The organism is Microbacterium testaceum (assembly GCF_029761935.1).
In the GTDB taxonomy this organism is placed as follows: Bacteria; Actinomycetota; Actinomycetes; order Actinomycetales; family Microbacteriaceae; genus Microbacterium; species Microbacterium testaceum_A.
Window position 1 is genome coordinate 42,670 of record NZ_CP121699.1, and the last position, 20,033, is coordinate 62,702.

Consider the following 20,033-nt stretch of genomic DNA (forward strand, 5'->3'; position numbering starts at 1 on the left):
AGAGCCGGGGCGTTCGCGGGATGACGAGGTGTCAGCTCTTCGAGTGGCCGAACGAGCCGAGCTGCTTGGTGGCCTCGACCACGCGGACGGCCATCGCCGACTCGGCGACCTTGCCCCAGGCGCGGGGGTCGTACTGCTTCTTGTTGCCGACCTCGCCGTCGAGCTTGAGCACGCCCTCGTAGTTCGAGAACATGTAGCCCGCGATCGAGCGCGTGAAGGCGTACTGGGTGTCGGTGTCGATGTTCATCTTCACGACGCCGTTGGCGACCGCGAGGGCGATCTCTTCGTCGGTCGAGCCGCTGCCGCCGTGGAAGACGAGGTCGAGGGGCTTGGGGCCGGTGCCGAAGGCGGCGGCGATGCCCTCCTGGATCTCACCGAGCAGCTCGGGGCGGAGCTTGACGCCACCGGGCTTGTACACGCCGTGCACGTTGCCGAAGGTGAGGGCCGAGATGTAGCGGCCGTTCTCGCCGAGGCCGAGGCGCTCGACGGCCTTGGTCACGTCGGCGACCGTCGTGTACAGGGCCTCGTTCGAGCCCTCGTGCTGCACGCCGTCCTCTTCGCCGCCGACGACGCCGACCTCGATCTCGAGGATGGCGTTGATGTTCTTCATGCGGGGGAGGAGCTCCGCCGCGATGTCGATGTTCTCGTCGAGGGGAACGGCCGAGCCGTCCCACATGTGCGACTGGAAGATCGGGTTGCGACCGGCCTTTACCTCTTCTTCGGAGGCCTCGAGCAGCGGAAGGACGAAGCCGGGCAGCGCGTCCTTGGGGCAGTGGTCGGTGTGCAGGGCGACCGTGATGGGGTAGTTCTTCGCGACCTCGGTCACGTACTTGGCGAAGGCGAGGGCGCCGGTGGCGCGGGCCTTGACCGTGTGACCGGCGAAGTAGTCGGCACCACCGGTGGTGACCTGGAGGATGCCGTCGGAGCCGGCCTCGGTCAGGCCCTGGAGCACCGAGTTGATGGTCTGCGAGCTCGAAACGTTGATCGCGGGATACGCGAAGCCGCCGGCCTTCGCGCGGTCCAGCATGTCGGCGTACTGCTCAGGGGAAGCGACGGGCATGGAGGTGCTCCTTGGTGTTGTCGGGACACCGTCACTCTAGCGAAGCCGCCGGATCGTGACGGTGCGGGCGCGGCAGGAACCGGGCGGTTCTGCTGAACCGTTAAGAACGGCGATTCCTTCGTTGCACGTCCGGTCAAATCCCGCGATTGTCACCGGATCGCTGGATACAGTGGCCCCATGGTGAGCCTGACTGCCGACATGAGCCCTTTGCACCCCGACCGGAACCTGGCGCTCGAGCTGGTGAGGGCGACCGAAGCGGCATCCATCCGCGCCGTCCCCTTCATCGGCCGCGGCGACAAGGAAGCCGCCGACGGCGCAGCCGTCGACGCGATGCGTGCGTTCTTCAGCACCGTCAACTTCGACGGCACGATCGTCATCGGCGAGGGCGAGAAGGACAACGCCCCCATGCTTTACAACGGAGAGCGTGTCGGAAGCGGCCGCGGGCCCCAGTGCGACGTCGCGGTCGACCCGATCGACGGCACCTCGCTCACGGCCGCGGGCCGCCAGAACGCCCTGTCGGTCATCGCCGTGTCGGACCAGGGCACGATGCTCGACGCGTCCAGCGTCTTCTACATGGACAAGCTCGTCACCGGGCCCGCCGGTGTCGGTGTCGTCGACATCCGCCTCCCCATCGCCGAGAACATCCGTCTGCTGGCAAAGGCTCTCGGCAAGCCCGTCGACGAGATCGTCGTCTCGGTGCTGAATCGTCCGCGTCACGAGAAGCTCATCGCCGAGATCCGCGAGGCGGGGGCGGGCACGCGCCTCATGAGCGACGGCGATGTCGCCGGTGGCATCAACGCCGCCCGCCACAACGCCCGTACCGACATGTGCGTCGGTATCGGCGGCAGCCCCGAGGGCATCGTCACCGCGTGCGCGATCAAGGCGCTGGGTGGTCACATCCAGGGCGTGCTCGCCCCGCGGACCGACGACGAGAAGGAGAAGGGTCGGGATGCCGGCCTCGACGTCGACGGCCAGGTCTACGAAGCCGATGGTCTGGTGAAGGGCAAGAACACGATCTTCGTCGCCACGGGCGTGACCGACGGCCAGCTCGTGCAGGGAGTCCGCCGCGATGGCGACTTCATCTACACCGAGAGCGTCGTGCTGCGCGGCGCCTCGGGAACGCTCCGCCGCATTTCTTCCGAGCACCTGACGTCGAAGTGGCTGTGACGCCGCGGCGCTGAATTCGTCGTTTCCCGAGACAGCATCTCGCGGATGGAGCGGTCGCCCGGGGCAGTCGTGACATCAGCGGGGTGCTGTTTCGGCGTTCGGCGAGAGGCGCGCGGCCGTCGCCTCGACGTGCAGATACAGCCGGGCGTGTCGTGACGCAAGCGTGACCGGTGTCAGAGGGGCCGTCTGGCAGAATCTCTAGGAGTGTCAACGGCGACGCTGTGTTCTTCCGAGACCCGAAGGGGGATCGTCCATGGCAACAGCTCCGACGAATCAGACCGCACCTCAGACAGGTGCACAGGCGGTCATCGCCAGCGCGGTCGACCCTGCGCGCCGCCCCGACGTGCTGTTGCGCGTCCGGCGCGACGAGGGTCACGAGGTCAGCGCGTGGTGGATGGTCGGCGCGTTCGTCGCCGTCTCTGCGGCCGTGGTGAGCCTGTTGAGCTGGGTTCCCGGCGGGGCCTGAACCTTCTCGTCTTTCGGAAGCTGGCCTCCCGGACGGCGGCTCGCGCATTCTCGGCCCTCGCGTCCGGCTCGATGCCGGTACGGATTCGTGCATCGCGAGGGATGATCTTTGCGCTCACGATTCCGTGTCGGCGAGCCCCGCTCGCTGGCGGATGACACCCAGGTCGGCCCTCGCGGTCGCCTCGGCCGTCTCGACCGGTGACGGGGTGGCTTGGCCGGCGCCATCGAGGTTCTCGATCATCTCCGGCGCGGTCCATCGGCGGGGAGTCGCCTCGATCGCGACGGGAGCGGCGACCGCATCGAGCTTGGTCTCGTCGATGCCGGGGAACTTCCGCGCCGTGACGAGCACACGTGTCTCGAGCGATCCGGCGAACCGGTTGTAACTGTCGACCGTCTTCTCGATCGCGCGGCGCAGATCGTTCGCGTGCTCGGCGAGTTTGCCGACGCGCTCGTAGAGTTCTGTGCCCAGGGCGAAGAGCGTGCGCGCCTCGTCGGAGACGTCTTGCTGGGTCCACGTGAACGCGACGGTCTTGAGCACCGCCCAGAGGTTGACGGGCGAGGCGAGGGCGACGCGGCGCGTGAACGCGTAGTCGAGCAGCGTCGGGTCTTCGTCAAGGGCCGAGGCCAGCAGCGACTCGCTCGGCAGGAAGCACACGACGAACTCGGGGCTCGTGGTGAGCCCCGCCCAGTACGCCTTCTTCGCGAGGGCGTCGACGTGGGCGCGCACCGCGCGGGCGTGCTTGGTCAGGAATGCGGCGCGGCGGGCTCCGTCGTCGCCGTGCGCCGTGACGGGGATCGCGCTGGCCTGTAGATATGCGTCGAGGGGGACCTTGGCATCCACCGCCAAAGACTTGCCGCCGGGAAGGCGCACCACCATGTCGGGGCGGCCGGCTCCGGCGTCGCTCGAGATCGCCGTCTGCAGGTCGAAGTCGACGTAGCGCGTGAGGCCCGCGGCTTCGACGACGCGGCGGAGTTGCGTCTCGCCCCAGACGCCGCGCGTGGTTCCGGAGCGCATCGCGGAGGCGAGCGACTCGGTCGTCACTCGGAGTGCCTCGTCGGCCTCCCGGGACAGGCGCAGCTGCTCGCCGAGCGCGGTGTACTGCTCGACCCGGTCGCGCTCGAGGCCGTCGACCTTGCGCTGCATTGCGTCGAGCGTCTCGCGCACCGGGTCGAGGGCGCGAAGGACCGTCTGCTCGCGGCGCTCGCGTTCTTCGCGGGCTGCCTGATCCGCGCGCGACTGCCCCACGAGCTCGCGGTACAGGGCGACCTGGTGGTCGAGCTGCGCCTGCACGCCCGTCCGCGCGGTCTCGGCGGCGGCGACGCGGGCGCCGAGCGATCGCTGCTCTTCGGCGGCGCGGGCCGCGGTTCGGGAAGAACCCACGACCCACCCGCCGACGACGCCCACGACGAGAGCAAGGATCACGAAGACGAGAGCGATGGCATCCATGGGGTCAGCTTGCACCAGACCTCCGACATCGTCGGAAAGACGGGCCGAGAGGCGTCAGGCGACGGCGCGCTCGACCGGCTCCGCCGCGATCTGCGACACACGGACGCCCAGGTGCGCGGCGAGGGCGTGCACGTCGTCGACGCCGGCGCGGCGGGCGCAGTCGATCGTGATCTCGGCGCAGGCGACGGCGTCGGCCAGGGCATCGTGGTGGGCGAACGGGGAGCAGCCGGCTTCCTCGGCGACGAGCGGAAGCCGGTAGGAGTCGAGCGTGTAGGTCTTGCGAGACATCTGCACGCTGCACATGTAGCGGTAGGGCGGGCACTCGTCGCCGGTCGCCGCGCACGCCCGGCGCAGCACCGACATGTCGAAACCGGCGTTGTGCGCGACCAGGACGTCGGCTCCCGCGAATGCGGTGAGGCGCGCGAGTTGCGTCGTCCAATCGGGCGCGTTCACGACATCGGAGGGGTGGATGCCGTGGATCCCGACGTTGATCGGGGCGAAGTGGTCGTGACCCGGCGGTGGCTTGATGAGCCAGGCCGCCGTGGCGACCACGCGGCCGTTGCGGACGCGGGCCAGACCCACCGCGCACGCGGACGCACCGCTGGAGTTCGCCGTTTCGAAGTCGATCGCGGTGAAGTCCAGAGCCACGTCTCCACCCTCACCCGCGCTCCCGCGGGGACGAAGAGGCGCGCCGGGGTCGGCGGCATCCGGTCCGCCAATTGGCTCCGGCGGCGGTCACTCGAACACTGCGCAGGAGATAACTGCCGGCGAGGACCGGGAGGCGTGTGCGGTTACCCGACGCCGGCCGATAGTCCTGCGTCGTGACCGCGGGGCTGGGGGAGGGCCTGCGGCGGATGCGATGTCGGAGGGGCGGCGTAGGGTCGGGGCATGACCGATCGCGAGAAGTCGACCTCGTTCGGGCAGGCGGCCTCCGCCTACGAATCCGGGCGGCCCGGGTATCCCGCCGAGGCGGTGGCATGGCTGCTCGAACCCGTGCGCGAGGCCGGTCGCGCGCTGCGCGTCGCCGATGTCGGGGCGGGGACGGGCAAGCTCACCCGCGCGGTCGTCGAGCTCGGCGCCGACGTGGTGGCGGTGGATCCGGATGCCGACATGCTCGCGACCCTGCGCGAGAACGCGCGGGGCGTGCCCACGTTCGTCGGCACGGCCGAGCATCTGCCCCTGCCCGATTCCGGTCTGGACGCCGTCGTCATGGGCCAGGCCTGGCACTGGGTCGACGTCGAGCCGGCGTCGCTCGAGACCGCTCGCGTGCTGCGCAGCGGGGGAGTGCTCGGGCTCATCTGGAACATCCGCGACGACCGCGTCGACTGGGTGCGGCGGCTCACCGCGGCCATGGGCGGCTCGAACGCCGAGGTCCTCCTCGCCACGACCGGTCCGCGCGTCGCCGAGCCCTACGGCGAGCTCGAGCATCGTGAATGGTCGTGGGAGAGGCGCATCACCCTGCCGCAGCTGCGCGACCTCGTCGTCTCGCGCAGCGACATCATCACGGCCAGTCCCGAGAAACGCGCGGGCATCGAGGCCGCGGTCGACGGGGTCGTGGCATCCGTCCCCGAACTCGCCGACGGAGGCTCCGTCGCCCTGCCGTACGTCACCCACGCCTTCCGCGCACGGCGACCGTGACGCGGTGACCGGGCTCCGAGCCGGGTAACCTGGACTCCCGTGGCTCTTACCATCGGAATCGTCGGCCTTCCCAACGTCGGAAAGTCGACCCTCTTCAACGCTCTGACCAAGAACTCGGTGCTCGCGGCGAACTACCCGTTCGCGACCATCGAGCCCAACGTCGGGGTCGTGAACCTTCCCGATGTGCGCCTGCAGAAGCTCGCCGACGTCTTCGGCAGCGAGCGGCTCGTGCCCGCTGTGGTGTCGTTCGTCGACATCGCCGGAATCGTCCGCGGCGCGAGCGAGGGCGAGGGCCTCGGCAACCAGTTCCTCGCGAACATCCGTGAAGCGGATGCCATCGCGCAGGTCGTGCGCGGATTCGCCGATGACGACGTGGTCCACGTCGACGGTTCGGTCAACCCGGCGAACGACATGGAGACCATCAACGCCGAGCTGCAGCTCGCCGACCTTCAGACGCTCGAGAAGGCGATCACCCGGTACGAAAAGGAGGTCAAGGGCAAGAAGCTCGACCCCTCGGTGCTCGAGGCCGCCAAGGCCGCGCAGGACGCCCTCCAGCGTGGCGTGCTGCTGTCGGCATCCGGAATCGACCTCTTGCCGATCCGTGAGCTCGGACTGCTCACCGCCAAGCCGTTCATCTTCGTCTTCAACGTCGACGAGGCCGTGCTCACCGACCAGTCGCGCAAGGACGAGTTGGCGGCGCTGGTCGCTCCCGCGAAGGCCGTGTTCCTCGACGCCAAGATCGAGTCGGAGCTCATCGACCTCGACCCCGAGGACGCCGCCGAACTGCTCGCGTCGACCGGCCAGGACGAGTCGGGTCTCGATCAGCTCGCCCGCATCGGGTTCGACACGCTGGGCCTGCAGACCTACCTCACCGCCGGCCCCAAGGAAGCGCGCGCCTGGACGATCCCGCAGGGCGCGAAGGCGCCGCAGGCGGCCGGTGTCATCCATACCGACTTCGAGAAGGGCTTCATTAAGGCCGAGGTCATCTCGTTCGACGACCTCGTCGAGCTCGGCTCGGTCGCCGAGGCCCGCTCGAAGGGCAAGGCCCGCCTCGAGGGCAAGGACTACGTCATGCAGGACGGCGACGTCGTGGAGTTCCGCTTCAACAACTGAGCGAGCGCCGCGCGGCCCCGGCCGCGCGGTGGAGGCGTGAGCGTCTCCCTAACTGGCGGTGACTCCGTATACCGTGGGGCTCGCTTCGGGGGGAGATGTTCGATGACCGTTCAGGTCGAGGAATTCGTGTCGCGAGAGCGTGGCGATCTGTCTGCGCAGTCCGCTGGGACGGACGATGACGCGTACCCCTCTCGGAGGGACGCGCAATGAGTTCCGACACGTCTGTCGTCGCGCGCTTCGACGAGGAAAAGCGTGCGGCGGTCGAACGGACTCTGCGAAAGGCCGTGCGCGCACAGGGCATCGCGGCGATCGCGCTGGCGGTGGTGTGGGGATTCGTCACGCTCCTGCCGATCGCGGTCGTGTCCGCGGACGGACAGGTGACCGCGGCCCTCGTGCTCGCGGTGACGCTCGTGGTCCCTCTGGCAATCGGCGCGTTGGGCGTGCGCCAGCTCAGGCGGCGGCCGCGTATGCCCGAGATCGCGGTCGCGATCACCCCGACGAGCGTGCAGTTTCCCGCCCTCGAACGACCGTCTGCTTTTGCTCCCCGGGTGCGCGCTGAGCAGTGGGTCCGCGAAGGCACGACCGCCGAGATCCGCCCGGCATCCGGTCTGTTCCAGACGCCCCTCGTCGTCTTCACTCGGCAGGACGGCGGCAGGCTCCGGCGCCGCACGGTCTCCGCCGAGAACCTGGATATCGATCCGCGGATCCTCGTCGATGCGCTCGGCGGGACGGCTTCCGCGTAGCGGGTGTTTCGCGGGGCTGCCGAGAGGGTGTGCGAAATAGCGGCGGCCACTGCGGCGAGTTATGGCAGGTGCTGCGAGCGGCGTGCGCTGCTTGTCAGAACGGCTCATATTCCCGCCGAACGGGACCCTGCACGCAGCGACTGGGCGCCGGTAGAACGCTCGGTCTGGCGCAGCACTAGCCTTGCGCACATGATCAGGCACAACCGTGCGTCGCTGTGCGTGTACAGCGACAGGTACAGCGTGGCGCAAATCACCGAGATGCTCGGAGTGGAGCCGGAACGCTCGGGAGACATCGGCGACCCGACGCCGTCCGGGCGCGCCGGTCGGAACCTCGCGCCGCCTTACGCGAGGTATCAGCGCACGTTCTGGTGCCTGCACGAAGACGCGGACGACACGGGCGCCGAGGATCAGACCGGCTTCTCCGCTGTGCGGAAAGTGGTCGATCGGGTGCTTCCCGTCGCCCACAAGCTCGCCGACCTTCGAAACGACGGAGAGACGATCATCTGGTGGTCGGGCGACTCCGACAGCACGCAGGGAGGCTTCGTCCTAGAAGCGGACCTTCTCGCGAAGATCAGTGTCCTCGGATGCCATCTCTACGGCACCGCGTTCCTCGGCGAGGAAGGGTCGGCCCCGTGACCACCCCCGAGCACACGCGTATCGACGACCTCGCCGCCTTCGCCGCGGCCAACGGCTGGACGTACCAGCCGACCGCCGAGCCTCCCGCGCTTTCGGGTGACATGTGGGAGTACGCCACGGCGGGCAACGTCCAGGACCGCATCGCCGGACCGGGCTGGGAGGTCGGCCGGATCGTCGGCGGGGCGAGGAAGGCCGAAAACGTTCGCCAGAACGGCATCGTCACCATTCGGACGAGCGTGTCGGTAAACGTGCCGGTGAAGAGCATCAACCTCGGCTACCTGGCGATCCGGTTGCCCCGGCACCTGCCGCACTTCGTGCTCGATGCGCGGAGCAACGACGGCATCCTGTCATCGCTCCAGCACCGACCGCAGCGGAGGCAGCGACTCTCTCTCGAAGGTGACTTCGACACGCACTTCCACCTCTTCGCGCCGAAAGGCTACGAGCGCGATGCGCTGTACGTCTTCACGCCCGACCTCATGGCGCTGCTGATCGACGAGACGGGCGACCTCGACGTCGAGGTGCGCGACGACATGCTGATCGTCTACCGGCCGGGCGGCTTCGACCTGCATGACCCCGCGGTCTGGGAACGATTCGCTCGCATCCGGGCCACGGTGGGCGCGAAGGCGTGGACCCAGACCGACGGGTACAGTGACGATCGCGCGGTGCCGGGGCTGTCGGCATCCGTCGGTCCGGAGGGGCGCCGGCTGAAGCGCAGTCTGCCGCGATGGGTGGGGATCGGGATCGGAATCGCCGCGGCTGCCCTGCTCGTTCCGGTGGGGGTGCTGATCACGGTGTTCAGCGTGGCGAACTCGCTCTGACGCGGCGTCAGGCCCCCACGGCTGCTCGCGCGCGGCGCGCGAGCTCGGTGCCGTCGATACCCGGCCAGCCGTGCAGGCCCTCGGCGTGCGAGGCGGGAAGCGCGTCGGCGCCCCACACCGCGCCCGCGAGCGAGCCGGCGATGGCCGCGACCGTGTCGGTGTCGTTCCCGCCGCGCACGGCGCGCTCGATCGCGTCGAGCGGCGTCGCCGCGCCTGAGACGGCGGCGAGGGCGCCCTGGAAGGCCCGGACGATCCACCCGTTCGCCTGTTCGAAGTCCCGCGGATGCCGGCCCTCGGTCGCGTCGATGAGATGGGCCCACCGACCGCGGCGCTCGGCGGGCACGAGGTCGAGCTGCGCACGCATGTCGAGTTCCCCGGTCAGGATGCCGTGGCGGATCGCCCCGCACCACAGAGCGCACGCGTCGAGATTGTCGTCCTCCCAGTGGGTGAGGCGAGCGACGGCGCCTGCGGCCGCGGCGAGTTCCTCGCGCGGGCGATCGAGGTAGCCGAGGGCGACGGGACCCGTGCGCATGAGCGAGCCGTTGCCTCCGCTGCGACCCGATGCGTCGTGCACGGCACGGGATGCCGCGGTGATGGCATCCATTCCTCCGCCGACGGGGATGCGGGACAGGACCTGGCGCGTCTGGGCTCCGACGTCGAGGGCGTCGCGCGCCCACTCCTTCCAGCGGTGCACGATCGTCTCGAGCGACGAGGGGTCTTCGAGGCGGTGCCCGGCGGCGAGTTCGTCGAGGATCGGAACGGCCATGCTCGTGTCATCGGTCCACTCGCGCTCGCCGTGGCCGAAGTGCCCCCGTCCGAAGGCGGGGACGACCTCGTCGGCGAGGGCAGGGCCGAACTCGTAGGCGGAGCCGAGGGCGTCGCCCGCGGCCGAGACGAGGACGGCGCCGACAGCGCGATCGACCTGGGCGGGGGAGGGGGCGCTCATGACCTCAGCCTAGGAGCGACGTCTCTTCTCAGACGCGTGCAGCGCTGAGGGCGCTTGGTGAAAGCTCGACGAGACCTTCCCCTGGCGTCCACCGCCACCTCGTGCCGAGGCCATCGGCGTACTCCAACCGGGTGATGGAGCGATCGCCGGCGACGGTGAAGGGGTCGAGAACGTCAGCCTCGCGGACCGGTCGGGGAATACCGTCCCAGGAGGATTGCAGGGCGAGCCCCCGGTTCTGGACGAAGAACTGTCCGGGCGGCAGCACCTTCATGCGGATGATGTGGGTGTTCTCGCCCGGGCCCGCCACGTGAACTTCGACGTCGTAGAACACGGCCGAGGTCGGGCTCTGGTTCGAGACGACGACCCCGTATCGGCGACCGCTTTCATCTCGGTCGGCCGCCCACCACGAGGCGACACTGCCCGCCAACTGGCGACGGTCGCGCGCACGGTCGACCTCGTCTCGTTGGGCTTCGCGCGTGGCCGAGTCGCGCGCGGAGGCGACGGCCTCTTGACGCGTCTCGTCAGCGGTCCTGTTGGCTGCGAGCGCGACGCGGAGCGCGAAGATACTCAAGATGCACCCCAGGACGGCGGCGAGCGCCGCGACCCAATCGGCGAGGGTTCCGGGTTCGAGAGGGAGTGGCGACATGCCCCTCACGTTAGGGCGAGGCACCGGTCGGGGGCGAGGAGATGCACTGTTTTTCACCCGCACGATCCGCGCTCTCACCCGCGAACGGGCGTCAGATGTCGCTGTAGTCGTTCGCCGGCAGGATGAGTTGCGTCACCGAGTCGCCCTCGAGGACGAGCATCACGTACTGGCGCCCCACCTCGCCCGGGCGTTGCAGGGACTGCGTCCCCGGTGCGTCGCGCGTGTCCAGGCGCAGCTCGGTGGCGTCGAAGCCCTCCGTGGCGCCCGCCGCGACCGCCTCGGCGCGGGTCGAGCCGACACCGATGCCGCCCGTGGTGACGACCGGGTGGTCGGAAACGGTGGGCGTGGTCACGCGAACGGTGGCGCCGCGGGTGGATCCGTCGTTGGGCACGGTCAGGGTGAATCCCGGCCAGGTGAGTTCGGTGAGCTCGAGGGTGCCGCCGTAGGGGCCCTCGACCGCCGACTGCGTGGGCGCCGTGCCGAGCGCTGCCGTCCACGCGTCGACGGCGTTCAGCGAGTACTCGAGGGTCGACCCCGCGGCGATGGAGGCGCTGTCGAGAGCGACGATCAGGACGGCATCGCTCGCCGGGGCTGCCGCGTCGGCCGTGGGTGAGACCGTCGGAGTGGGCTTCTCCGACGGGGTGAAGGCGGGCGTCGGCGAAGCCGATTCCGTCGGCTCGGGCGAGGGCTGCGGGACGCACGCGCTCAGGCCGAGGGCCAGAACGGCCGTGAATGTCAGAAGGGGGACTGTTCGCCTCATAGACGAACGCTATCGGCCCCGCGGTCGGTCATCAACGAGCCCCGGACGCGCCGCGGTCGACGACACCGCGAGGGTTCGGCATCCGGTCGACCCGTTCCCGGGAAAGCGGGCGTCGTCGGTGCTCAGCCCAGCTCGCTCGGGTGCGTCAGCCGCCACCAGAGGGACGGCTCCTCGATGGCTCCCTTGATCTTCACCTCGGCCGACGTCGTCTGCGGCCCCGCGGTCCACGTGACCGAGCCGACGACCTCGCCGTCGGCGTAGTTCTGCGGGGTCGTGGTGTCGAGGGTGACCGATACGGGTGTGTCCGACCACGTATGCAGTGTGGTCGTCTTGGCCAGCACGAGCGACGCGCTCGAGCCCCACGGGGTCGAGATGGTGCCGAGGTCGTCGCCGACCGTTCCGAGCGGGATGTCGTGGAAGCCGTCGCTGATGCTCTGGAGGAGGTTTCGGACGTCCGCGTCGGTGCTGTCGTGGGTCTCGCCACCCAGCCGCACGCCCGTGATCTGCAGGGGAGAACCGATTCCCACGTCGAGCGAGGAGGTGAACAGCAGGTTGAAGGTGCCGTCGCCGAGGTTGCCGGTCTTCAGACCCGTGACGCCGAGGGTCCCCAGCAGGTCGTTCGTGTTGGTGACGGTGCCCGCGCCGGTGATCTGCGCCGATCGGGTACCGGCGATATGGGCGATGACCGGGCTCGCCTCGGCCAGTTTTGCGAGCGCCAGCAGATCGGTCGGGGTGCTGGCATTGCGGGAGTCGAGGCCCGTGGCATCCACGATCCGGGTGTCGTTCAGACCGTTCTTGCTCAGCCACGATCGAGCCGCCGACACGTAGGCCCCCTCGGAACCGAACCCCCATCGGGCGATGGCGACGGCGTAGTTGGCGGCCGAGGGCAGCAGCATGGTCGTGAGCGAGTCGCGCAGCGACAGCTTGAGCCCGTCGGGCATCGGCGCGATGACCGCGCCCTGCACGTAGAACTGGTCGTACAGATCGGTGTCGGCCTCGGTGTACGAGATGGTCGGGCCGGGGTCGGTCGGTCCACTCAGTGGGTGGGCGTCGAGGACGACCAGGGCGGTGACGAGTTTCGAGATGCTCGCGAGGGGGCGCGAGTCGTTCCCTCCCGACGCGGCGAAGGACTGGGCCGCGTCAGGACCGAGGTAGTCGGCGCCCCCGTCGACGCGCAGCAGAGTCTCGCCTCCGGCGGGGAGGGCGAGGGATGCCGCCGCCCCGGCGTTCGCGGCGGGAGCCTGCGAAGTGACGGTCGGGGCAGGTAGAGCGGCGGACGAGGCCCACCACACGTAGCCACCGCCCCCGCCGAGGATGAGGAGGGTGACGACGAGGAAGACGATGAGGACGACGCGCCCGGCACGACCGCTCGGCTGCGGCTCTCGCGGTGCCTCCTCGAGGAGGTCGCCGAAATCGGCGAGCGTGCTCACGAGATATCTCCAGGGGTCCCCACGTCTCGAACCTATTGGTTTCTCTTCCCCACCACGACCTGAAATTCAAGCCCCCCTTTTCTCCGGAGGTCGGCGGCTTACCGTGTACGCACATCGGGAGATACCCGAAGACCACACGGGAGGAGCCGACTATGGGACTCGACGACAAGATCAAGAACGCTGCGGAGAACATCGCTGGCAAGGCGAAGGAAGCCACGGGCAAGGCGACGAACAACGAGCGCCTCGAGGCCGAAGGTCAGGCTGACCAGACCAAGGCCCACGCCAAGCAGGCCGGCGAGAACGTCAAGGACGCCTTCAAGTAAGTCGCCCTCCCCGAAATGCCCCGATCCGTGCGGATCGGGGCATTTCGTCTGTTCGGATGAAATCCGGCGGAGGGGATGCCGGGGTGCCGGGGCCGCGGCCGGGATAATGGCGACATGACCGCTGCCGTTCCCACCGAGACCCCCACCGTGGTCTCGGGCACCCCCGTCGTCCTCCGCGCACACGGCTACGAAGCCGCGATCGCGAGCGTCGGCGCCTCCCTCCGCTCCCTGACGTACGAGGGCCGCGACCTCGTCGTTCCCTTCGATGCCGACGAGCTTCGTCCCGGCTACCGGGGGACGACGCTCGCCCCCTGGCCGAATCGCGTGGTCGACGGCATCCACCACTTCGACGGCGTCGAGCACCAGCTGCCGCTGACCGAGCCGAACCGCGGGCACGCGCTGCACGGGCTGCTGTCATGGGTCGACTGGAACATCCTCGAGGCGTCCGATGACGCCGTCACCCTGACCGCGACCGTCACCGCCCAGGCCGGGTACCCTTGGTGGCTCGTCGTTTCGACCACCTACCGCCTCGCGGCGAACGGCCTCACGCAGACCGTCCGTGCCACGAACCTGTCGGACACACCGGCGCCCTGGGGCACGGGACCCCACCCGTACCTCGTCGCGGGCCCCGCGACCCTTGACGAGTGGACGCTCGGCCTGCCCGCCGACACCGTTCTCGAAGTCACCCCCGATCGGCTCGCGCCGGTGGCACTGGCATCCGTCACCTCCGACGCCGAGCGCTTCGACTTCCGCGACGAGCGGGTGCTGGGTGCCGTCGAGATCGACCACGCCTACACGGGGCTGACCCGGGATGCCGACGGCCGCGCGACCGTCACGCTCACCGATCCCTCGGGCACCGGCGTCGAGATGAGCTGGGCGGCGGAGTGCGCGTGGGTGCAGATCCACACCGCCGATCTGCCGGACGGTCCCGGCACACCCGGTCATCGCGCCGGCCTCGCCGTCGAACCGATGACCTGCGCACCCGACGCGTTCAACGACGACGCCTACGACTTCGACACGGGCGTCGTCTCGCTCGACCCCGGAGCCTCGCACGACGCCGAGTGGATCATCGCGGCGCGCTGAGACCCTGTCAACGACAGAACCGCCCCGGAGTGATCCGGGGCGGTTCTGTTCAAGTGGGTGGTCCGTCGGTCAGAGGACCTGGGCCCCGCACATCCCGCAGTCGCCACCCGCGGAGACCTCGACGAAGCAGTCGGGGCACATCGCGCGCGTGGGGCGGTCCGTGATCGGGGTGGGCTTGAGGCTCGGCGCGCGACGCTCCTTGGGAGCGGACGCGGCACGGGCACGGCGGGCCTCGATGGTCGGGGCGGGCGGCGGTGGTGGGGCGGCCGGCTTGTGCGCCTCGCAGTAGAACCGCACGAACCCGCCATGGTGCTTGGGGTGTCGGTGCTTCACGGCCCACAGCTCGGTGCGCTCATACAGCGGACCGTCGGTGCCGCAGGCGACGCAGCGGGTGGCTTCGCCCGGGACGACCTCGGAGACGAGCACGGGAGCATCGAAGCGGATGGCATCTCGCCAGTCCTGCGACGAAACGATCTTCATGGGGGACCCTTCTCGGGCGGTTCGGGCCGCCCACCCTCAACGGTACGCTCCTCCCCACCCCGGCGGGGACCGGAATCGTGCGCAGAAGGGGTGGACACTGCCCGCGGGCCCCCGGATAGGTTGGAGGGAATTCCCCCGTACCGCGGTTCGCGGTACCCGTCGAAGGAGAAGTATGGAACTCGCCGCCCTCGGAGCCATCGGCGTCATCGCCGCCATCGTCGTGGTGGTCGCGATCGTCGTGATGATCGTGCTCAGCCTGGTGATCCGCGGCTGGTATCGCGTCGCGAAGGCCGACGAAGCGCTGGTCATCGTCGGAAAGCGGCAGAAGAGCGCCGACGGCGAGTCCTCGCGCATCACCGTGATCACGGGCGGCGGCGCGATCGTCAACCCGCTGACGCAGCGCGGCGAGATGATCTCGTTGCGCGCGCGTCAGATCAAGATGGAGCCGACCGCGCAGTCGTCCAACGGCGTCACCGTCAACGTCAGCGGCGTGGCCCTGGTCAAGATCGGATCCGACCCGGAGTCGGTGCGCCGCGCGGCCGAGCGTTTCGCCTCGCAGGACAAGGCGATCGAGCAGTTCACGACCGAGCAGCTCGAGGGTGCGCTGCGTGGTGTCGTCGCGACGCTGACCGTCGAAGAGCTGATGCGCGACCGCCAGCGTCTCTCGGACCAGATCGCCGAGGGGATCAAGGCCGACCTCTCGTCGCAGGGCCTGATCCTCGACTCGTTCCAGATCCAGGGCGTCACCGACACCAACGGGTACATCTCCGCCCTCGGTGCGACCGAGGTCGAGCGCGTCAAGCGCGAGGCGGAGGTCGCCCGCATCAACGCGGTCCGCGAGATTCGCGCGCGCCAGATCGCCACGGACGAGGCCAACCTCATCGAGCAGACCAAGCTCGACAAGAACAGCGCCGCGGCCAAGGCCGAGGTCGGTCGCGCCAACGCCGAGGCCGAGCAGGCCGAGGCACTGACCCGCGCCGAGCGCCGCCAGGCCGTCCTGCAGCAGGAGGCCCAGAACACGCAGGCCCGCCTGGAATCCGAGGTCTCCCGCGTCGCCGACGCCGACCTCTATCAGCGCCAGAAGGATGCCGACGCCGAGGCCTACGCGCAGATCAAGGCCGCCCAGGCCCGCGCCGAGATCGCCGAGCAAGAAGCCGCCGCCGTGCGCGTGCGCGCCGAGGCCGACGCCCAGGCCGTCCGCCTGGCCGGTGAAGCTCGCGCCGAGGCGATCCGCGCCGAGGCCGAGGCGCTGTCGCACAACCAGGAGGCCCTGCTCGCGCAGCGCGCCCTCGAGGCCCTGGTGCCGATGATGGCGGAGTTCGCCAAGGGCTACGACCGCGTCGGCAACATCACCGTCCTCGGCGGCGAGGGCGCCAGCGGTCACCTCGCGACGGAATCGGCGACGGGCCTGCGCTCGTCGTTCGAAGCGGTCAAGGCGGCGACGGGCATCGACCTGACGCAGATCATCCAGGGTCGGGTCGTTGCCGACGCGTTCACGAACCCTCAGCACGCCGGCGAACCCGCCCAGACGCGCTCGTACCCGGCCCCGACCACGCCCCCGGCGTCGTCGGAGTCGTGATCGGATCGACCGGTGCCTGAGGCACCCGAGGTCGAGGCGCTCGCGCTCTTCCTGCGCGAGCGCCTGACCGGTCGCGCTGTGACCGGTGTCGAGCTCGTCGAGGGGAGGGCGCTGAAGAGCCGAGCGCGGCCGCTCGACGAGATCGTCGGTCGTACCGTGACCGCGGTGACCCGCCACGGCAAGCACATCGACCTCGATCTCGACGGTGTGCACCTGGGTCTGGGCTTCGGGCGGGCCGGGTGGGCGACCTGGAGTGACGGGCCCGCGGACGACGACGCCCCCGCGGGAGCGGCTGTCATCGCGCGTATCGTGTTCGACCACGGCATCCTGGGCATCACCGATGCCGGGGAGTGGCTGTCGGTGCAGCTCCACGTCGTCGATGCGGCCGACGAGGTGCCCTCGGTCGCGAAACTCGGACCGGATGCCGCGGACCCCGGCTATTCGCGAGACAAGCTCGCCGAAGCCCTCGGGCGTCGGCGCAAGCAGCTCAAGGCGCTGTTGCAGGAGCAGGAGACGCTCGCGGGCATCGGCAATGCCTACTCGGACGAAATCCTCTTCGCCGCGCGACTGTCGCCCACCGCTCACGCCGCAGCCCTCAGCGATGATGACATCACCCGGTTGCACCACGCGCTGCACGACACCCTGACCGCTGCCGTCATCGCACGTCGAGGAGTCCCGATCGCCGAGCAGAAGGCCGCGAAGGTCGCGTCGATGCGCGTGCACGGGCGTACGGGACAGCCCTGCCCCGATTGCGGCGGGGTGATCGAGGACATCCCCGGCACGAAGGGCGGCGGGCAGTGGTGCCCGTCCTGCCAGACGCTGCCCGCGGACGCCTGAGCGGCGCGCCCCGGCGCGCACCCCGTCTGAGAGGTCGATACGAGTCGCCCCGCGCGTCGCTCGGCGACACGTTCTGACCCCTCGCGCGGCGGGGACGACGAAGGGGCCCCGCGCCGAAGTGCGGGGCCCCTTCGTCACGGAACGCTCAGGCGGTCTGGCCGGAGTGCTTTCCTTCGGCGACCTCTTCGACGAGCTTCGCGTTGAACGCGGGCAGGTCATCGGGGTTGCGGCTCGAGACCAAGCCCTGGTCGACGTGCACCTCTTCGTCGACCCAGGTGGCACCGGCGTTGCGCAGGTCGGTCTGCAGCGTGGGGTAGCTCGTGAGCGTGCGGCCCTTGAGCACGTCGGCCTCGGTGAGGATCCATCCGCCGTGGCAGATGACGGCGACCGGCTTGTGCTGGTCGAAGAAGCCACGGGTGAACGACACGGCGTCCTTCACGATGCGGATGTCGTCGGCGTTCTGCACGCCGCCGGGGAGCACGAGGGCGTCGAAGTCGCCCGCCGAGGCGCCGGAGACGGAGAGGTCGACCTTCTGCTCGTGGCCCTTCTCGCCGCTGATGCTGTCGTCGTTCGGCGAGACGAGGACCGCCTCGGCTCCGGCGGAGGTCACGGCCTCCCACGGGCTGGTCAGCTCGCTGTCTTCGAATCCGTCGGTGGCGAGGAACGCGATGCGCTTTCCGGTGAGGTCGGTCATGGGAAGCCCTTCTTTCTCGATCGGGGGTGCTTCCACGCTAAGAACCGGGCGAGACGGAGAGACGGGGGTTGCGGATGCCGGACCCCGGCGTTAGCGGAATCGCGCGGCCCCCGCGCTCGCGCGCAGGCGTAGCATGGAGCGCATGTCCGCTGACACCACCTCTGACACCACCGCCGCGTCGAAGCCGCTGATCGCGCTGCTCAACGCTCCCGGTGTCGAGACCGACACCACAGAGAAGCCTTCCGCGTCGCAGTGCTGCGGCGGCGGTTCCTGCTCGCTCTGATTCAGTCCTGGTGCGTGTCGCGCTCGCCGCAGTGCGCGCTCTGACGCTGTGCCGGCGCTTGTCGTAATGATTTCGCGCCGTGGCTTATCGCTCTGACTTCAGCCAGCGCTTGTCACGCTGACCGCACGCTTCGCGTATCGCATCGACGCCGCGCCGGCGCGTGCCTCAGTGCGGGGCCGCCTAGGACGAAGACGTATCCGGGCGGCTGCAGACCCTCCGCCCGTCCCGGTTCGGGGAGCTCTGCCGTGTCTCGCAAGACCGGGCGGGCGCGGGCGCGCCCACCCGGTGCGGAAGTCAGTGTGCGGCGACGGGCGCGTCGGCGTCTTCGGCCTCCGCCGGCTTGCGGACGAAGCACGCGAGGACGACCGCTGCGGTGGCGATGACCGCGCCGACGATGAACGAGGCGTGGACGCCCGACGCGACGGCTCCGGCCTGATCGACACCACCGGCGAGAGCGGCGCTGGAGAACACGGTCATGATCGCCACGAAACCGGCCGTACCCGCCGCGCCGGCCACCTGCTGCGCGGTGCCCACCACGGCACTGCCGTGCGAGTACAACCGGCGGGGGAGCGAGCCGAGCGCGGAGGTCATCAGCGGCGTGAAGACGAGGCCCAGCCCGAGGTTGAGGGCGAGGTACACCGTCACGATCCACCAGATGGGCGTGTCTTGACCGAAAGTGAGCGCCATCGTCCACAGCACCGCGGCCGCGATCAGCATGCCGGGGATGACGAGCGGGGTCGGCCCGAAGCGGTCGAAGAGGCGGCCGACGATCGGGGCCATCACGCCCATGAGCACGCCACCCGGAAGCAGCATGAGACCCACCGTGAGGCTGCTGAGGCCGAGCGCCTGCTGCAGGAAGATCGGCAGCAGGATGAGCGAGCCGAAGAGCGCGGCCATCACGATCGCGACCAGGGGCACCGCGAGACGGAACGACGAGCTCTGGAAGACGCGCAAATCGAGAAGAGCGGAGTCGGAGCGCTGCAGGCGGAGCTGACGGATCACGAAGACGGTGACGAAGACCGCGCCGACGGCGAGGGGGATCCACACGGGAACGGACGAGTGTCCGGACGCCGATTCGCCGATGGCACTGAGGCCGTAGACGAGACCGCCGAAGCCGATCGCCGACAGGACCACGGAGAGCACGTCGAATCGCGCGTCGGGACGGGTCTGGGTGACGTTGCGGACCCAGCGCGCGCCGAGCGCGATGGCCACGAGGGCGATCGGGAGGATGAGCCAGAAGATCGCGTGCCAGGTGAGAGCCGACATGATGAGGCCGGACACGGTCGGGCCGACCGCGGGAGCGACGGCGATGACGATCGTGACGACGCCCATGACCCGACCGCGCTTGTTCGCGGGGACCAGGTTCAGGACGGTGGTGAACAGCAACGGCATCATGACGCCCGTGCCCATCGCCTGGACGATGCGGCCCGCGAGCAGGACGCCGAAGGCCGGAGCGAGTGCGGCGACGAGGGTACCGAGAGCGAAGACGCCCATTGCGCTGAAGAAGACGAAGCGGATGGGGAAGCGCTCGAGGAGGAAGCCGGTCAGGGGGATGACGACGGCCATCGTCAACAGGAACGCCGAAGTGAGCCACTGTCCGGTGGCGGCGCTCACGCCGAAGTCGGCCATGATCGCGGGCAGAGCGACGGACATCGTGGTCTCGTTGAGGATGACGACGAACGCGGCGACGACGAGCAGAGCGATGACGGGGCCCGGGCGGGGCGCGGGCGCCGCGGGTGCGGCGGCGTGGGGTCGGGAGACGGGAACGGTGCCGGTGGCGGCCATGACGAGGTCCTTTACGTGCGGGGGGCTTCGTGGCGTCACGGAGGGCGACTGCGAGGGTGACAACGGAGGTGCGGCCCGGGTTATTCCGACGGCGGGTCCA

The 20,033-nt window shown here is 69.7% G+C and carries 22 protein-coding genes; 12 read left to right on the plus strand and 10 right to left on the minus strand.

Features of this window, described 5'->3' with window-relative positions; genetic code table 11:
• Positions 1–31: 31 nt before the first annotated feature.
• A complete protein-coding gene (fbaA, locus tag QBE02_RS00205) occupies positions 32–1,060 on the minus strand; it encodes a class II fructose-bisphosphate aldolase (protein WP_279366639.1) in 1,029 nt (342 codons plus the stop codon).
• A 177-nt stretch (positions 1,061–1,237) separates the two neighbouring features.
• Between fbaA and glpX the strand changes: the two genes are divergently transcribed.
• On the plus strand, positions 1,238–2,227 hold the full coding sequence (glpX, locus tag QBE02_RS00210; RefSeq protein WP_056230063.1) for a class II fructose-bisphosphatase: 990 nt from the start codon (positions 1,238–1,240) through the stop codon (positions 2,225–2,227).
• 253 nt (positions 2,228–2,480) lie between these two features.
• Entirely contained in the window at positions 2,481–2,693 is a 213-nt protein-coding gene (locus QBE02_RS00215) for a UDP-N-acetylmuramyl pentapeptide phosphotransferase (protein ID WP_083708993.1), read from the plus strand.
• Positions 2,694–2,807: 114 nt separating this feature from the next.
• On the opposite strand, the gene QBE02_RS00220 is transcribed toward QBE02_RS00215, so the two are convergent.
• Together QBE02_RS00220 and QBE02_RS00225 are read right to left on the minus strand one after the other, a co-directional pair.
• Positions 2,808–4,139, minus strand: a complete 1,332-nt coding sequence (locus QBE02_RS00220; protein ID WP_279366641.1) for a DNA recombination protein RmuC — start codon at positions 4,137–4,139, stop codon at positions 2,808–2,810.
• A 54-nt stretch (positions 4,140–4,193) separates the two neighbouring features.
• The gene (locus tag QBE02_RS00225) at positions 4,194–4,787 is read right to left on the minus strand and encodes a 3'-5' exonuclease (RefSeq protein WP_279366642.1); all 594 of its coding nucleotides are present in this window, start codon (positions 4,785–4,787) and stop codon (positions 4,194–4,196) included.
• A 240-nt stretch (positions 4,788–5,027) separates the two neighbouring features.
• Here QBE02_RS00225 and QBE02_RS00230 point away from each other — a divergent pair, with 240 nt between their 5' ends.
• The 5 genes from QBE02_RS00230 (at position 5,028) to QBE02_RS00250 (ending at position 9,087) form a co-directional block, all read left to right on the plus strand.
• Positions 5,028–5,777: a class I SAM-dependent methyltransferase gene (locus QBE02_RS00230; protein ID WP_279366643.1), complete on the plus strand. Its 750-nt coding sequence runs from the start codon at positions 5,028–5,030 to the stop codon at positions 5,775–5,777.
• A gap of 39 nt (positions 5,778–5,816) precedes the next feature.
• Positions 5,817–6,890, plus strand: coding sequence for a redox-regulated ATPase YchF (gene ychF, locus QBE02_RS00235; RefSeq protein WP_279366644.1), 1,074 nt, complete (start codon positions 5,817–5,819; stop codon positions 6,888–6,890).
• 206 nt (positions 6,891–7,096) lie between these two features.
• Positions 7,097–7,633: a hypothetical protein gene (locus QBE02_RS00240; protein WP_279366646.1), complete on the plus strand. Its 537-nt coding sequence runs from the start codon at positions 7,097–7,099 to the stop codon at positions 7,631–7,633.
• Between the two features lie 189 nt (positions 7,634–7,822).
• A complete protein-coding gene (locus tag QBE02_RS00245) occupies positions 7,823–8,269 on the plus strand; it encodes a DUF4279 domain-containing protein (protein ID WP_279366647.1) in 447 nt (148 codons plus the stop codon).
• Positions 8,266–9,087, plus strand: coding sequence for a hypothetical protein (locus QBE02_RS00250; RefSeq protein ID WP_279366648.1), 822 nt, complete (start codon positions 8,266–8,268; stop codon positions 9,085–9,087). Before QBE02_RS00245 ends, QBE02_RS00250 begins: the two co-directional genes overlap by 4 nt.
• Positions 9,088–9,094: 7 nt before the next feature.
• Here the strand turns inward: QBE02_RS00250 and QBE02_RS00255 are convergent, their stop codons facing one another.
• The 4 genes from QBE02_RS00255 to QBE02_RS00270 all read right to left on the minus strand — a co-directional run bounded on the left by QBE02_RS00255 (position 9,095) and on the right by QBE02_RS00270 (position 12,869).
• Positions 9,095–10,033: an ADP-ribosylglycohydrolase family protein gene (locus QBE02_RS00255; protein ID WP_279366649.1), complete on the minus strand. Its 939-nt coding sequence runs from the start codon at positions 10,031–10,033 to the stop codon at positions 9,095–9,097.
• Positions 10,034–10,061: 28 nt separating this feature from the next.
• Positions 10,062–10,679 carry a hypothetical protein gene (locus QBE02_RS00260; RefSeq protein WP_056230093.1) on the minus strand — a complete coding sequence of 206 codons (618 nt, stop codon included), beginning with the start codon at positions 10,677–10,679 and terminating at the stop codon, positions 10,062–10,064.
• 91 nt (positions 10,680–10,770) lie between these two features.
• Entirely contained in the window at positions 10,771–11,439 is a 669-nt protein-coding gene (locus QBE02_RS00265) for a hypothetical protein (RefSeq protein WP_279366650.1), read from the minus strand.
• Between the two features lie 122 nt (positions 11,440–11,561).
• A complete protein-coding gene (locus tag QBE02_RS00270; protein WP_279366651.1) occupies positions 11,562–12,869 on the minus strand; it encodes a D-alanyl-D-alanine carboxypeptidase family protein in 1,308 nt (435 codons plus the stop codon).
• A 152-nt stretch (positions 12,870–13,021) separates the two neighbouring features.
• Between QBE02_RS00270 and QBE02_RS00275 the strand changes: the two genes are divergently transcribed.
• Both QBE02_RS00275 and QBE02_RS00280 read left to right on the plus strand, forming a co-directional pair.
• Positions 13,022–13,192, plus strand: a complete 171-nt coding sequence (locus QBE02_RS00275) for a CsbD family protein (RefSeq protein WP_279366652.1) — start codon at positions 13,022–13,024, stop codon at positions 13,190–13,192.
• 114 nt (positions 13,193–13,306) lie between these two features.
• Complete coding sequence (locus QBE02_RS00280) at positions 13,307–14,275, plus strand: aldose 1-epimerase family protein (RefSeq protein ID WP_279366653.1); 969 nt, start codon at positions 13,307–13,309, stop codon at positions 14,273–14,275.
• Between the two features lie 69 nt (positions 14,276–14,344).
• Here the strand turns inward: QBE02_RS00280 and QBE02_RS00285 are convergent, their stop codons facing one another.
• The gene (locus QBE02_RS00285) at positions 14,345–14,755 is read right to left on the minus strand and encodes a glucose-6-phosphate dehydrogenase (RefSeq protein WP_144785475.1); all 411 of its coding nucleotides are present in this window, start codon (positions 14,753–14,755) and stop codon (positions 14,345–14,347) included.
• Between the two features lie 172 nt (positions 14,756–14,927).
• On the opposite strand from QBE02_RS00285, the gene QBE02_RS00290 reads away from it, so the two are divergent.
• Together QBE02_RS00290 and QBE02_RS00295 are read left to right on the plus strand one after the other, a co-directional pair.
• On the plus strand, positions 14,928–16,334 hold the full coding sequence (locus QBE02_RS00290; RefSeq protein ID WP_144785474.1) for an SPFH domain-containing protein: 1,407 nt from the start codon (positions 14,928–14,930) through the stop codon (positions 16,332–16,334).
• A 12-nt stretch (positions 16,335–16,346) separates the two neighbouring features.
• Positions 16,347–17,171 carry a DNA-formamidopyrimidine glycosylase family protein gene (locus QBE02_RS00295; RefSeq protein ID WP_279366654.1) on the plus strand — a complete coding sequence of 275 codons (825 nt, stop codon included), beginning with the start codon at positions 16,347–16,349 and terminating at the stop codon, positions 17,169–17,171.
• 145 nt (positions 17,172–17,316) lie between these two features.
• On the opposite strand, the gene QBE02_RS00300 is transcribed toward QBE02_RS00295, so the two are convergent.
• Positions 17,317–17,865, minus strand: a complete 549-nt coding sequence (locus QBE02_RS00300; RefSeq protein ID WP_056230112.1) for a type 1 glutamine amidotransferase domain-containing protein — start codon at positions 17,863–17,865, stop codon at positions 17,317–17,319.
• 142 nt (positions 17,866–18,007) lie between these two features.
• Between QBE02_RS00300 and QBE02_RS00305 the strand changes: the two genes are divergently transcribed.
• The gene (locus QBE02_RS00305; RefSeq protein ID WP_156371708.1) at positions 18,008–18,148 is read left to right on the plus strand and encodes a hypothetical protein; all 141 of its coding nucleotides are present in this window, start codon (positions 18,008–18,010) and stop codon (positions 18,146–18,148) included.
• A 294-nt stretch (positions 18,149–18,442) separates the two neighbouring features.
• Here the strand turns inward: QBE02_RS00305 and QBE02_RS00310 are convergent, their stop codons facing one another.
• Positions 18,443–19,933, minus strand: coding sequence for an MDR family MFS transporter (locus QBE02_RS00310; RefSeq protein ID WP_279366655.1), 1,491 nt, complete (start codon positions 19,931–19,933; stop codon positions 18,443–18,445).
• Positions 19,934–20,033 lie beyond the last annotated feature (100 nt).